The organism is Streptomyces microflavus (assembly GCF_014650075.1).
GTDB classification, from domain to species: Bacteria; Actinomycetota; Actinomycetes; order Streptomycetales; family Streptomycetaceae; genus Streptomyces; species Streptomyces microflavus.
Genome location: NZ_BMUG01000012.1, coordinates 70,876 through 83,703, shown reverse-complemented (window position 1 = coordinate 83,703; position 12,828 = coordinate 70,876). Strand labels below are relative to the sequence as shown.

The window sequence follows — 12,828 nt, the reverse complement described above, 5'->3', positions numbered from 1 at the left end:
AACGGGGCCCGGATCGTGAGACGGCGGGCGTCGGCCCCTGGCATCACCGGCCCGGCGGAGGGTTCGCGCACGGCCGGTAGAATCGGAAGAACCGACCCCCTTCACCACCGCCGGAAGGCCGCCCCGTGCCAGCAGCACCCCCCGCCGCCCCCGACACCACGGCCGACGTGGTCCTCGTTGTGGACTTCGGCGCGCAGTACGCCCAGCTCATCGCCCGCCGTGTCCGTGAGGCCCGGGTCTACAGCGAGATCGTCCCGTCCACCATGCCGGTGGCCGAGATGCTGGCCAAGAACCCCCGCGCGATCATCCTGTCCGGCGGTCCGTCGTCGGTCTACGCGGAGGGCGCGCCCTCCCTGGACCGCTCGCTCTTCGAGGCCGGGGTCCCCGTCTTCGGCATGTGCTACGGCTTCCAGCTGATGGCGACCACCCTCGGCGGCACGGTCGACGACAACGGGGCCCGTGAGTACGGCCGCACCCCGCTGCACGTCACCAAGGCGGGCTCGACGCTCTTCGAGGGCACGCCCACCGAGCAGCCGGTGTGGATGTCGCACGGCGACGCCTGCTCGGCGGCGCCCGAGGGCTTCACCGTCACCGCGTCCACCGACGTCGTGCCGGTCGCCGCCTTCGAGAACGACGAGAAGAAGCTCTACGGCGTCCAGTACCACCCGGAGGTCCTGCACTCCACCCACGGCCAGCAGGTCCTGGAGCACTTCCTCTACCGCGGTGCGGGCATCGAGCCGAACTGGACCACCACCAATGTGGTCGAGGAGCAGATCGCCGCGATCCGCGAGCAGGTCGGCGACAAGCGCGCCATCTGCGGCCTCTCCGGCGGCGTGGACTCGGCGGTCGCGGCGGCGCTCGTCCAGAAGGCCATCGGCTCCCAGCTGACCTGTGTGTACGTCGACCACGGGCTGATGCGCAAGGGCGAGACCGAGCAGGTCGAGAAGGACTTCGTCGCCGCCACGGGCGCGAAGCTGAAGGTGGTCGACGCGGAGAAGCGCTTCCTCGACGCCCTGGCCGGGGTCTCCGACCCGGAGCAGAAGCGGAAGATCATCGGCCGCGAGTTCATCCGCGTCTTCGAGCAGGCCCAGCTGGAGATCCTCCAGGAGGACGGCCCCGAGGTCGCCTTCCTGGTCCAGGGCACGCTCTACCCGGACGTCGTGGAGTCCGGCGGCGGCACCGGCACCGCCAACATCAAGTCCCACCACAACGTGGGCGGCCTCCCCGACGACATCGAGTTCCAGCTCGTCGAGCCGCTGCGCCAGCTGTTCAAGGACGAGGTCCGGATGGTCGGCCAGGAGCTCGGCCTGCCGGAGGAGATCGTCCAGCGCCAGCCGTTCCCCGGCCCCGGCCTCGGCATCCGCATCGTCGGCGAGGTCACCAAGGACCGCCTGGACCTGCTCCGCGAGGCCGACGCCATCGCCCGCGAGGAGCTGACGGCGGCCGGTCTGGACCGCGACATCTGGCAGTGCCCGGTGGTCCTCCTCGCCGACGTCCGCTCGGTCGGCGTCCAGGGCGACGGCCGCACCTACGGCCACCCGATCGTGCTGCGCCCGGTCTCCTCCGAGGACGCCATGACGGCCGACTGGTCGCGCCTGCCGTACGAGACTCTGGCGAAGATCTCCACCCGCATCACCAACGAGGTCGCCGACGTCAACCGCGTCGTCCTCGACGTGACGAGCAAGCCGCCGGGGACGATCGAGTGGGAGTGACCTCCCGCCGGGGCTCCTGAGCCCCCTGGTCAACGCCGATGCCGTCGCTCATTCGTCTGGGCGGCGGCATCGTCGTATCCGGCGGCGAACGCCTGCGGAGACCGATCATGTCCCCATGGCGACCTCGTACGAGGCGGCCGATCCCGGCCGCCGCCTGGTTCCCCCGCCTGACGGGTGGGCCGCCGAGGACCTCGACCGGCTTCGCGGACTTCCTCGGCACACCGAGCTGATCGACGGCGTGCTGGTCTTCCGCAGCCCGCAGCGGAAGTTCCACGCGCGCACCCTGTGGCTGCTGGAGAACTCACTCCTGAAGCATGCACCGGACGACCTCGACGTGTTCCGTGAGTTCAGCGTCATCCTGGACCGCCGCAACCGGCCCGAGCCGGATGTCGTGGTCGTCCCGCTCGCAGCGGATCCCGGGCCCGACGGTACTTTCCTGAGGGCCGAGGACGTCGTTCTGGCCGTGGAAGTCGTCTCCCCCGACTCCGAGGCCCGTGACCGCGAGACCAAGCCCAAGAAGTACGCCGCCGCTGGAATCGTGCACTTCTGGCGCGTCGAGCAGGGCCCCGACGGACTCCCCGTCGTGTGCGTCTACGAACTGGACCCCGCACTGAAGGCGTACACGCCCACGGGCATCCACCACAACGCCCTGAAGCTCGACGTCCCCTTCCCCCTCTCCATCGACCTGACTGCGATCAATCAGCGTCGTCCCTAGTCGCACCCCTTCCCCTCACCCCCACTCGCCGGTAACTTCCGATCCCGTACGTCCCCGGGAAAGTGAGGAGCCGCCATGTCCGAGCCGCCCGCCGTGCCCGCCCCCGCGCCCATCCCCGTGGAGCAGCTGCACTTCTCCATGCCGCCCGTGCACGCGTCGCCGGACGAGGAGCGGGCGTACCGCAGGCAGCGGCTCGCCGGGGCGTTGCGGCTGTTCGGGGAGTACGGGTACGAGGACGGGGTCTCCGGGCACATCACCGTCCGCGATCCCGAGCTGGCCGACTGCTACTGGGTCAATCCGTTCGGGGCGCCCTTCGCCGGCATCGCTCCGCAGGACCTGATCCTCGTCAACGGCGACGGCCAGGTGGTCCAGGGGCGCTTCCACGTCAACCAGGCCGCCTTTGCCGTGCACGCGGCCGTGCACCGGGCCCGGCCGGGGGCTGTCGCCGTCGCGCACACCCACTCCGTGCACGGGCGGGCGCTCGCCGCGCTGGGGGAGCTGATCGAGCCGATCACCCAGGAGGCCTGCGCGTTCTACGAGGACCATGCGCTGTACGACGCGTACACGGGGGTGGTCGTGGACGAGGAGGAGGGGCGCCGGATCGCCGAGGTGCTCGGGGAGCGCAAGGCGGTCATCCTGCGCAATCACGGGCTGCTGACCGTGGGGGGCTCGGTGGATGCGGCGGCCTGGTGGTTCCTCACGATGGAGCGCGCCTGCCAGGTGCAGCTGCTGGCGCGGGGAGCCGGGAAGCCCGTCCTGATCGACCACCGGGACGCCGTCACCACCCGTGACCAGCTCGGCAGCGACCTGGTGGCGTGGATCAACTACCAGCCCCTCTGGCAGCGGATCAGTCGAACGTTCTGACGGTATGCGTTCGTGTCCGCCCCGATGCGGGGGACGCCCGTCCTGTACGGCACAATTCGCTGGTATCACAGGTGAGTTGGCTGTACCGGGGTGGGAAAGGGTGTAAATCTCCGTGGCGTTGGACGAGGCAAGGGCGAGCGGTACGCACGGCGGGGGCTGTACGTGCGGCGACTGCCCGCACGGAGCACGCGAGGGACACCGGCGCGCGGTCGCCGCATTCCTCGCCAAGCGGGACGAACTGGCCGCAGGCAACGGCCTGCCCGCCGGGGTCGCCCAGTCCGCGTCCGCGTCCCGGCAGTGGGTCTCCGACGAGCTGACCGAGTCCGCCCGCACCGTCGCCGAACGGGGCCGGGCCGCCGGTGACGTCTGGCTCCACCATGTGTGGCGGGGCACCCTGTTCGCCGTCTGGGGTGCGGTGATCGCCCTGCTCGTCGGCGCGAGCCTCACCGCGATCGGGCCCGGCTGGACCACCGCCCGCACCGCCGGCCTCCTCGCCGCTCTCGTCACCGCCGTCCTGCTGACCGTCGCCGCCCGCTTCCACCGCGCCCGCGGCGGCCTCCTCGCCCCGCTGATCGGCGAGGACAACCGGCTCTCCACCTCCAGGACCGTCGCCGCCGCCTGGGTCCTGCTCGCCGTCTTCGCCGTCCTCGTCCTCGCCCTCCAGCTGGCTGGCGCCTCGGACCACGAGGACCGCGACGCGCTGATCCAGGGGCTCGACCTCGTGCGGTCCGCCGGGGTGCTGACCGTGCTGGCGCTGGTGTGCGCGGTCGCCGTCGTCGTACGCCGCGTGGTGACCGTACGGGTGCTGGGCCGGCGGCTCCAGAAGCTGCGCGCGGACCGGCCGCGCGCCGCCGATCTGCTGACCGACGACTCGGGGCGCGGCTCGTTCACCGATGTGCAGTACGTGCTGGTCAGCGCAGTCGCCGTACTGTTCGCCGGGGTCCGGCTGGCCCGCCGCCCCGAGCAGCTGCCCGACCTGCCGTGGGGCCTCGCCCTGCTGGTGGCCGTCTCGGCGGCCACCTACTTCGCCGGGAAGTACGCGGAGGGCGGCCGCCCCGTCGTGCTGTCCGTGGTGCGGGCCCGGGAGGCCGGGGACCTGGACGCGCCGATCCGGACCGGCGACGACATCGAGATCCGGGGCGCGGGCTTCGTACCGCCCGGCGCGGGCAGCCCCGACCGGCTGGCCCGGCTCGTCGTACGGATCGGCACGGTCCACGTCCACGTACCGCTGATCCCGGTCGCCGGAGGCTTCGCCAACCCGACCGACACCGTGCTCACCGTGCCGGTACCGGTCGAGGTCGAGCCCGGCACGGTGGACGTCCAGGTCGTCACCGCCGCCGGGGTGGAGACCGACCGCTGTTCCATCGATGTGACGGACTGACGGCCCTCGTCCCTTTCCTTCTCGCCTTTTCTTCCTCCGATTGGTTCGCAGGCCTGGTGAGCGCCGCCTGAGAGGCGTACGTATGGTCATGTGACGGGTCTTCGGGAAGCGGGGCAGTGGTGATGAACGGTTACGGCGGCGGTTCGTACGGTCTGAGCGAGCCGAGAGGGCTGCGCGAACGGGCGCGGGAGTACGCCCTGCTGCCGCTGCGGATCTTCCTCGGCGTCACCTTCGTCTACGCGGGGCTCGACAAGCTGACGGACAGCGGATTCCTCTCCGCCACCGGACCCGGCTCCATCGGCGAGATGATGCGCGGGGTCCGCGACTCCTCCGCGATCCCCGCCCTCGTCGACCTGGCGCTCAAGAACCCCGAAGGGTTCGGCTACGCCATCGCCATCGGTGAACTCCTCGTCGGCCTCGGCACCCTCGTAGGGCTCTGGGCACGCCTCGCCGCGCTCGGCGGGGCGCTCATCTCCCTGAGCCTCTGGCTGACCGTGAGCTGGCAGGCGACCCCGTACTACTACGGCAACGACCTGCCCTACTTGATGGCGTGGCTGCCACTGGTACTCGCGGGCGCTGCCGTCTTCTCCGCCGACGCCTTCCTCGCGTCGCGGCGACGCCGGAGCATGTAGGCGGCCCAGGTCGCCGTGGCGGCCAGCCACAGGCCGCCGAGGAACACCGGGAGGAAGAAGGTCCACGGGACCTCCCACGCCCCCGCCGCATCCGCCGCGTACCCACCGGCCAGGCCCAGCATCGCCAGACCCGCCACCGCCCGCCCGGGCCGGAACTCATGACGCAGCACGGCTGACCTCCACCTGTCCGACTCCGACTTCCACTTCCAGCTCGATCGTCCCGGCCGGCTTGGCGCCCTCGGGCGGCGGAAGCGTACGTTCCGAGCTCTGGTCGCTGTTGATCCTGACCTGGACCCGCTGCCCCTCCTCCAGCCGGATCTCCCCGAGACCGGCCTCGGCCCGCACCTTCACCGTCACCCCCTTCGGGACGACGACGGCCGCCCGCCCCGCCCCGACCTCCAGCCGGGTGCGCACGCTCTCGCCCGGGGGGACCGTCACCCCGGACAGGTCCAGCCGGGCGTCACCGGTGCCCAGCTCGTACCGCTGCTGGACGGCGGAGACCTCGGCCGGACGCCACTCCTGACGGGCCCACTCCGTGCCGATCTCCTTCGGCAGCATCGTCGCGCCCGCCAGCAGCACCGCCGTGACCATCGCCATCAGCACCGTGCCGAAACCGGTCCGCCCCAGCAGCGAGGAGACCAGCAGGCCGAGCCCGAACACCGCCAGCGCGGCGACGAGCCCGATCTGCAACGCGGTGCCCAGCGGCTGCTGCTCCCAGCTCAGCCCGGTGCCCAGACCGCCCGCCACCAGCGCGGTCAGGAAGACGAGCCCGCCGATCGAGCGCGGTCCCGGCGCGGCGGCCGCTGGAGCAGGCGGCCGGAACGGGGCGTCCGGGCTGGGTCGCCCGGCCCGCGCCTTCGCCTGGGCCGCGTCCACATCGGTGTCCGGGGGCCCCCACAGATAGCCGGAGCCGACCGGCCCCGTCGTGCCGTCCTTGACGATCGGGTCCCGCCACCACGACGGGCCGCCCGGCGTCGGGGGCGCCTTCACCTCCGGCGGCGGCGTACCGAGGCCCCCGGTGTGCGGGTGGGCGGGGGCGGCGGCGGGCGCGCCCCCTGGGGCCGCCGGGTCCTCCTCCGCCGCCGTCCTGCGGGACTGCGTCCACACCGAGCAGCCGACGACGGCCACCGACAGCAGTGCGGCGAACGCCAGCATCCCCCGGTTGCCCAGCATCGAAAGGAAGAGCCCGCAGCCGATCAGCGCCAGCAGCAGCGCCACCAGCGACGCCCCGTCGACCCGGCCCGACAGCAGCCGGCGCGCCTCGTTCTCCTCCTCGCCCTCCAGGGGCAGCAGGAGCCAGGCGAAGCCGTAGAAGATCAGGCCGATCCCGCCGGTCACCGAGAGGACGCCGAGCACGATCCGGAAGATCACCGGGTCCACGTCGCAGTACCGGCCGAGTCCGCCGCAGACCCCGGCCACCACCTTCTGCCGCGGGCTGCGCCGCAGCTGCGGTTTGGGTGCGTCGGGGGGTGCGACGCCGGGGGCGGCGTCCGAAGGAGCGGTCATGCCTCCATGGTGACGGCCCGCACCGCCCGGCGGGACCCGCGCCGACCCTGGCCGGTCCCTGATTTTGCGCCGGGCTTCCCGCAGGGGGTTCCGTGGACGAGTGGCTTCGGGGTGGGGCCGTCATCAGGGTCGGGCTGCGGACGCGAGGGGTAGGGCTGGCCTCAGGGTCGATCAGGGGGACTACCCTGATGCCTCCCGCCCTCGCCGCGTGTGACGATCGGGGTATGCCAGCCGCCACCGCCCGAGCCGCCAGCTCTCTCGCCTCCGACCCGGAGGAGCCGCAGCCGCGCAAGCTGTACCGCAGCGCCGACGGGCGGATGCTGGGCGGCGTCGCGCGCGGGCTCGCCGGACACCTCGGACTGCCGGTCGCCTGGGTCCGGTTCGTCTTCCTCGGGCTCTTCCTCAGCGACGGCCTGGGCGCCCTGCTGTACGCGGTGTTCTGGATCGTCGTCCCCCTCGGGGTCGGCGGGGTGGGCGGCGCGCACGCCCCCCGCTCGGTGTTCGAGACCGCGGCGGACGGGCGGCGCAGGCTCCGCAAGCCGGACCCGGGCCAGGTCTTCGCCCTCGTCGCCCTGCTCGTCGGGGCCGGCGTCTTCGTCGCCAACGTCGACATGGGCAGTGAGGCCGACCGCTACATCTGGCCGACGCTCCTCATCGGCGCGGGCTCCGTCCTCGTCTGGCGCCAGGCGGACAACGCCCGGCGCGCCCGCTGGATGGAGGTCGGCCGCCGCCGCCGGCTGCTGCAACTGGCACGCGCCCTCGCCGGGGTCGCCCTGGTGGGCCTCGGGCTCGCCGTCTTCATGGTGGTGCGGGGTTCGGCCGCCCAGCTCGGCAACGTCCTGACCGCCGCCATCGCCGTCCTCACCGGCATCGCCCTGCTCGCCGGCCCCTACCTGGTCCGGATGACCCAGGACCTCTCCGAGGAGCGCCTGATGCGCATCCGCGCCCAGGAGCGCGCCGAGGTCGCCGCCCACGTCCATGACTCCGTGCTGCACACCCTCACCCTGATCCAGCGCAACGCGGACGACGGCGGCGAGGTCAGACGCCTGGCCCGCGCCCAGGAGCGCGAGCTGCGGAACTGGCTCTACAACCCCGAGGGCACCGGCAAGGACGAGGACGACGAGCCGCAGACCCTGGCCGAGGCCGTGAAGCGGGCCGCCGCCGAGGTGGAGGACAAGCACGGCGTCCCCCTGGAGGTCGTCGTCGTCGGCGACTGCCCCCTCGACGACAAGCTGGGCGCACAGATGCAGGCAGCACGCGAGGCGATGGTCAACGCCGCCAAGTACGGTGGCGAGGGCGGTGCCGTGCAGGTCTTCGCGGAGGTCGAGGGCCGTACGGTCTTCGTCTCCGTACGCGACCGGGGTCCGGGGTTCGACCTGGACGAGGTTCCCGCCGACCGGATGGGCGTACGAGAATCAATCATCGGCCGGATGCAGCGCAACGGCGGCACTGCCCGGCTGCGTTCGGTGCCCGGCGGGGGCACCGAGGTCGAGCTGGAGATGGAAAGGGCGAGCGAATGACCGAGAACACCGAAGCCACCGGGGGCCCGGAGCGGCGGGTACGGGTCGTGCTCGTCGACGACCACCGGATGTTCCGCACCGGGGTGCAGGCCGAGATCGGCCGCACCGAGGAGACCGGCGTCGAAGTGGTCGGCGAGGCCGCCGACGTCGACCAGGCGGTCACCGTCATCACGGCGACCCGCCCCGAGGTCGTCCTCCTCGACGTCCACCTCCCGGGCGGCGGCGGCGTCGAGGTGCTGCGCCGCTGCGCCCCGTTGATGGGCGCGGCGGACAACCCGGTCCGCTTCCTCGCGCTCTCCGTCTCGGACGCCGCCGAGGACGTCATCGGCGTCATCCGGGGCGGCGCGCGCGGCTATGTCACCAAGACGATCACCGGCACCGACCTGGTCGACTCGGTCTTCCGCGTCCAGGAGGGCGACGCGGTCTTCTCCCCCCGTCTGGCTGGCTTCGTCCTGGACGCCTTCGCCTCCACGGACGCCCCGCCGGTCGACGAGGACATGGACCGCCTCACCCAGCGCGAGCGCGAGGTGCTGCGGCTGATCGCCCGGGGGTACGCGTACAAGGAGATCGCCAAGCAGCTCTTCATCTCGGTGAAGACGGTCGAGTCCCACGTCTCGGCGGTGCTGCGCAAGCTCCAGCTCTCCAACCGGCACGAGCTGACCCGGTGGGCGACGGCACGGCGGCTGGTCTGAGCGGCGAGAGCCGGATGAGCCGCGCGGGCTCCGGACCGGGCTGCGAGGGCTTCGGGTCGAGCTGCGCGGGCTCCGGACCCGGCGGCGCGGGGGATCGCGTTATGCGGGCTCCAGCGAGATGTTGAGCTTCTCGCCGATCCGGCGGTAGCCGACGCCCGCGTAGATCCGCTCGACATCGGGGTCGCCGGGCTCCAGCCAGACGGTCCGGCAGCCCTGGTCGAGGGCCCGTTCCGTCAGCCATGCGGTGAGCGCGGCGCCGACACCCCGGCGGCGGAAGGGCGCGGCGACGGCGAGTCCGGCCAGTTCGCTGAGGCCGTCGACCGCGACCGAGCAGCCGCCCGCCCCGGCCGGGGCGCCGTCGAGGACCGCCAGGGCGGCCACCCCGTCACCGGCGGCCGCCGCGCGCAGCCAGTCGGTCGTTCCCGGCTCGGGTTCGCCCTCGCCGCCGAACCCCTGGTGCTGGACGCGGGCTGTGTCGGTGAATTCCGCTTCGGTGCTCGGCACGGTGATGCGCAGGCCCTCGACCGGCTTCGGCGTACGGAGGTCCTCGCGGCCGCAGGCGAGCAGCGGGGCCCGGTTCTCCACGGTGAAACCGGCGGCCAGCAGGGCCGGTTCGACGGCCGGGGCCCAGTCGGGCAGGAACTCCAGGCGCGGCAGCCGCTCCCGCGCCCGGAACGCCTCGACCAGGGCGGCCACCTCGTCCGCCGTCGGTTCCGCACCCCGGTCGGGGATGGCGTAGTTGGCGTACTTCAGCTCCCAGCCCGGGTTGTGCCGGACGGTGAACGGGCCCACCCGGTAGTGGGCGGGGGACCGCAGGGTGAGCGTGCGGGCGTAGTCCTGGACGGCGTTCGCCATCGTCATACGGGAGTTCCTTCGACGGGAGGGGACCGGCGACGGGGACTATGCCACCCGGGTCGCCCCGGCGAAAGGCATTTGATCGATGGGCGCGATGCGGACCGGGGCCCCCGGGCGCGGGGCGTGGATCATCTGGCCGCCGCCGATGTAGAGGCCGACGTGGCTGATCCCGGAGTAGAAGAACACCAGGTCGCCGGGGGCCAGTTCGGAGCGGGAGACCCGTTGGCCCGCGTTGATCTGGGTGTAGGTGGTGCGGGGCAGGCTGACGCCCGCCGCCTGCCAGGCCGCCTGGGTCAGGCCGGAGCAGTCGAAGGCGTTGGGGCCGGTGGCGCCCCAGACGTACGGCTTGCCGATGGCCCCGTGGGCGAAGGCGACGGCCCGCCCCGCCCGGGAGTTGGGGGCGGCGACCGAGGCGCGGGCGGTGGAGCGGTCGGCGTGGGTGGCGGACCGGTCGGCCTGAGCGGGGCCGCCGCCGTGGGCGGCGTCGGCGGCGCGTTCGTACGCGGCGCGCTCGTCGGCGGTGAGGGTGGCCAGGAGCTTGCGGGCGTCGGCCAGCTTGGTGGTGATCGCGGTGCGGTGCTCCTGCAGTTCGGCGCGGCGGGCGGCGAGCGCCTCGGTCTCCCGGTCGGCGCGGGCCTTGACCCGGGCGATGCCGGAGAGCTGGCGCCGGATGCCGGTGAGCAGGCTGGTCTGCCGGTCGCCCGCCCGGTCCAGCTGGGCGGCCCGCTCCAGGTAGGTGTCGGGGTCCGAGGAGAGCGCCAGCTGTACGGCGGGGTCCAGGGCGCCGGTGCGGTACTGGGCGGTGGCCATCGAGCCGAGCGTGTGGCGGGCGGTGTTGAGGCGGTCGGTGCGGCGGGCGGCCTCGTCGGCCAGGGTGTCGACGGCCTTGGTGGCGGCGGCTTCCTTCTCCTTCGCCCCGTTGTACTTCTCCGTGGCGACCTCGGCGTCGTGGTAGAGCCGGTCGACCTTCGCCCGGACCTGGGCGGCGGTGGGAGCGGGCTCGGCGGGTGCGGCGCCGGCCCCGGTGGCCGAGGTGGCGGTGGCGGCCCCGGCGAGCGCCAGGGTGGCGGCGGTGCGGGCAGCAGGGCCGGTGAACGGGCGCTGCTTGGGTTTCCGGTGAGCGGATTTCCGGTGCGCGGCCACGGGGGCGGCATCCTTCCTGTCGGCTGCCTGCCGGGGGATACCGACAGGCCCGCCAGGGACGCTAATCCGGGCGCACGGAAAAGGTTCGCCATGACAGCTATTGCCCGGATGTGACGTTTCGCCGCCGCCGGATGACCGGAGACGCAGAGTCGGAATTGATCATTCCGGCAGGTTCGGGCGCGCGGTGCACAGTTCCGGCGAACGGCCCGGGGAAGGTGTGTCTCACTGCTCGGCGATGCTTTGGCCATGGCTGGGCTCCGGGGCCCAGCCATGGCCGTACTCATCACGGTCCGGGGCTCGGCCAGGCCGACGGCCGGACCGCGGACACCATCAGGATCCCCGTACTACGCCGGGCGCACGCTGCCGTAGATCGGCATGTAGTAGATCGACTCCTCGCGGACGTTCGCCCCAGGCTTCGGGGCGTGGATCATCATCCCGTCGCCCTTGTAGATGCCGACGTGGCTGATGTCGTCGTAGAAGAAGACCAGGTCCCCCGGCTGAAGGTCGGAGGTGGCGACCCGGGTGCCGACCTCGACCTGGTCCCAGGTGGTCCGGGGCAGGGTCACGCCCGCCTCCCGCCACGCCGCCTGCGTCAGCCCGGAGCAGTCGTACGAGGACGGGCCCGCGGCCCCCCACACGTACGGCTTCCCGATCTGGGCGCGGGCGAAGGCCAGCACCTTCTCGGCCTTGGCGGCGTAGCTGCCGCCCGCCCCGGTCCCCGTACCCGTGCCGGTTCCCGGGCTCGTCCCCGTACCGCTGCCGGAACCGGAGCCGCTGTCCCCGCCGGACTCCTTCGCGGCCTCCTCGCGTGCCTTCTTCTCCGCCGCCTCGCGCTCCTTGGCCTCGGCGGCCTGGCGGGCGGCCAGCTTCTCCGCCTTCTCCTTGGCCTCGGCCTCCTTCTTGCGCTCCAGCTCCGCCAGGCGTGCCTTCTCCTCGGCGGTCAGCTTGGAGAGCAGGGACCGGGCCTCGGTGAGCTTGGTCTGCACGTTCTGCTTGCTGGAGCGGAGCGCGGTCTGCGTCTCGGTGAGCTTCTCCAGGCTCTGCACGGCCTCCGCGCGCTTCTTCGACGCCGCGGCCTGCTGCGTACGGAAGTCGTCGACGGCCTTCTGCTGCCGTTCGGTCGACCGGCTCATCAGCCGGCTCTGGTCGAAGTACGCCTGCGGGTCGTCCGCCAGGAAGAAGGTCGCGGTGGGCGCGATGCCGCCGGTGCGGTACTGCTCGGCCGCGTAGGCCCCCAGCTCCCGGCGCGCCTCGTTGATCTTCTCGGTCCGCTTCGCCACGTCGGAGAGCAGCGTGTCGACCTTGGTGCGCTGGGCCGTGGAGGCGGACTTCGCGCGGTTGTACTGCTGGGTCGCGCTGCCTGCCTGCCGGTAGAGCTCGTCCACCTTCTTCTGGACGTCCTCGATGGCCGGCTTCGGCTCCGCGGGAGCGGCCGTCGCGCTCTGCGTGGAGAGCAGGGTCACCGAGGCCAGTGCGGCCGTCGTGAACCCGACGGCGGGGGTGGTGGTGCGCACCTTCGTGCGCGGCTTGCGATGCGATGCCAAGACCGGCATCTCCTTCCGTGGACCGCCTACCGGGTTAGCTGTCGGGTTCGGACGGAACGGAAGGCTGTCCTACGGTCCGGATGCGAGGGTACGGACCGATTCACCCCGGTTCTGCGTGTGGGTCCCCGGTTCCGAACTGCTGGTAGGGCAGCACGGATTCGGCAGAGGTGACCGTGAGACGCGGTTCGCCTCAGGGAGATACGGATCACCTGACCGAGCACGCTAGCCAACCCTTGGTGCCGCTGGGAAGGAGGATGAGCGATA

The 12,828-nt window shown here is 72.5% G+C and carries 12 protein-coding genes and 1 riboswitch; of the genes, 7 read left to right on the top strand and 5 right to left on the bottom strand.

Annotated elements, in window-relative coordinates:
• The first annotated feature begins 125 nt into the window (after positions 1 to 125).
• The 5 genes from guaA (at position 126) to IE264_RS30820 (ending at position 5,304) form a co-directional block, all read left to right on the top strand.
• Positions 126 to 1,712 (top strand): glutamine-hydrolyzing GMP synthase, encoded by a 1,587-nt coding sequence (gene guaA, locus IE264_RS30840; RefSeq protein ID WP_015610809.1) that lies wholly within the window; start codon positions 126 to 128, stop codon positions 1,710 to 1,712.
• 115 nt (positions 1,713 to 1,827) lie between these two features.
• Entirely contained in the window at positions 1,828 to 2,427 is a 600-nt protein-coding gene (locus tag IE264_RS30835; RefSeq protein WP_032756351.1) for a Uma2 family endonuclease, read from the top strand.
• 75 nt (positions 2,428 to 2,502) lie between these two features.
• On the top strand, positions 2,503 to 3,291 hold the full coding sequence (locus IE264_RS30830; RefSeq protein ID WP_032756349.1) for a class II aldolase/adducin family protein: 789 nt from the start codon (positions 2,503 to 2,505) through the stop codon (positions 3,289 to 3,291).
• 112 nt (positions 3,292 to 3,403) lie between these two features.
• Positions 3,404 to 4,672 (top strand): hypothetical protein, encoded by a 1,269-nt coding sequence (locus IE264_RS30825; RefSeq protein WP_032756347.1) that lies wholly within the window; start codon positions 3,404 to 3,406, stop codon positions 4,670 to 4,672.
• A gap of 122 nt (positions 4,673 to 4,794) precedes the next feature.
• Positions 4,795 to 5,304 (top strand): DoxX family protein, encoded by a 510-nt coding sequence (locus IE264_RS30820; RefSeq protein WP_032756531.1) that lies wholly within the window; start codon positions 4,795 to 4,797, stop codon positions 5,302 to 5,304.
• Here the strand turns inward: IE264_RS30820 and IE264_RS38180 are convergent.
• Positions 5,211 to 5,474 (bottom strand): hypothetical protein, encoded by a 264-nt coding sequence (locus tag IE264_RS38180; RefSeq protein WP_078657430.1) that lies wholly within the window; start codon positions 5,472 to 5,474, stop codon positions 5,211 to 5,213. The genes IE264_RS30820 and IE264_RS38180 overlap by 94 nt on opposite strands.
• Positions 5,461 to 6,810, bottom strand: coding sequence for a PspC domain-containing protein (locus IE264_RS30815; RefSeq protein WP_032756345.1), 1,350 nt, complete (start codon positions 6,808 to 6,810; stop codon positions 5,461 to 5,463). Before IE264_RS30815 ends, IE264_RS38180 begins: the two co-directional genes overlap by 14 nt.
• 224 nt (positions 6,811 to 7,034) lie before the next feature.
• Here IE264_RS30815 and IE264_RS30810 point away from each other — a divergent pair, with 224 nt between their 5' ends.
• Entirely contained in the window at positions 7,035 to 8,330 is a 1,296-nt protein-coding gene (locus tag IE264_RS30810) for an ATP-binding protein (protein WP_032756343.1), read from the top strand.
• A complete protein-coding gene (locus IE264_RS30805) occupies positions 8,327 to 9,022 on the top strand; it encodes a LuxR C-terminal-related transcriptional regulator (RefSeq protein ID WP_015610817.1) in 696 nt (231 codons plus the stop codon). The genes IE264_RS30810 and IE264_RS30805 overlap by 4 nt, the downstream gene beginning before the upstream one ends.
• A 99-nt stretch (positions 9,023 to 9,121) precedes the next feature.
• Here the strand turns inward: IE264_RS30805 and IE264_RS30800 are convergent, their stop codons facing one another.
• The 3 genes from IE264_RS30800 to IE264_RS30790 form a co-directional block, all read right to left on the bottom strand.
• Positions 9,122 to 9,883, bottom strand: a complete 762-nt coding sequence (locus tag IE264_RS30800) for a GNAT family N-acetyltransferase (RefSeq protein WP_015610818.1) — start codon at positions 9,881 to 9,883, stop codon at positions 9,122 to 9,124.
• 39 nt (positions 9,884 to 9,922) lie between these two features.
• The gene (locus IE264_RS30795) at positions 9,923 to 11,020 is read right to left on the bottom strand and encodes a C40 family peptidase (protein WP_015610819.1); all 1,098 of its coding nucleotides are present in this window, start codon (positions 11,018 to 11,020) and stop codon (positions 9,923 to 9,925) included.
• 344 nt (positions 11,021 to 11,364) lie between these two features.
• Positions 11,365 to 12,573, bottom strand: coding sequence for a C40 family peptidase (locus IE264_RS30790; RefSeq protein WP_180289001.1), 1,209 nt, complete (start codon positions 12,571 to 12,573; stop codon positions 11,365 to 11,367).
• A riboswitch (cyclic di-AMP (ydaO/yuaA leader) is annotated at positions 12,572 to 12,738 on the bottom strand. (Overlaps the previous gene by 2 nt.)
• Between the last annotated feature and the right edge of the window lie 90 nt (positions 12,739 to 12,828).

Excerpts from the sequence above, each read along its gene's own strand:
- IE264_RS30805 (WP_015610817.1), top strand. The coding sequence starts at position 8,327 with ATGACCGAGAACACCGAAGCCACCGGGGGCCCGGAGCGGCGGGTACGG.
- IE264_RS30835 (WP_032756351.1), top strand. The coding sequence starts at position 1,828 with ATGGCGACCTCGTACGAGGCGGCCGATCCCGGCCGCCGCCTGGTTCCC.
- IE264_RS30830 (WP_032756349.1), top strand. The coding sequence starts at position 2,503 with ATGTCCGAGCCGCCCGCCGTGCCCGCCCCCGCGCCCATCCCCGTGGAG.
- IE264_RS30815 (WP_032756345.1), bottom strand. The coding sequence starts at position 6,810 with ATGACCGCTCCTTCGGACGCCGCCCCCGGCGTCGCACCCCCCGACGCA.
- IE264_RS30810 (WP_032756343.1), top strand. The coding sequence starts at position 7,035 with ATGCCAGCCGCCACCGCCCGAGCCGCCAGCTCTCTCGCCTCCGACCCG.
- IE264_RS30820 (WP_032756531.1), top strand. The coding sequence starts at position 4,795 with ATGAACGGTTACGGCGGCGGTTCGTACGGTCTGAGCGAGCCGAGAGGG.
- IE264_RS30790 (WP_180289001.1), bottom strand. The coding sequence starts at position 12,573 with ATGCCGGTCTTGGCATCGCATCGCAAGCCGCGCACGAAGGTGCGCACC.
- IE264_RS30800 (WP_015610818.1), bottom strand. The coding sequence starts at position 9,883 with ATGACGATGGCGAACGCCGTCCAGGACTACGCCCGCACGCTCACCCTG.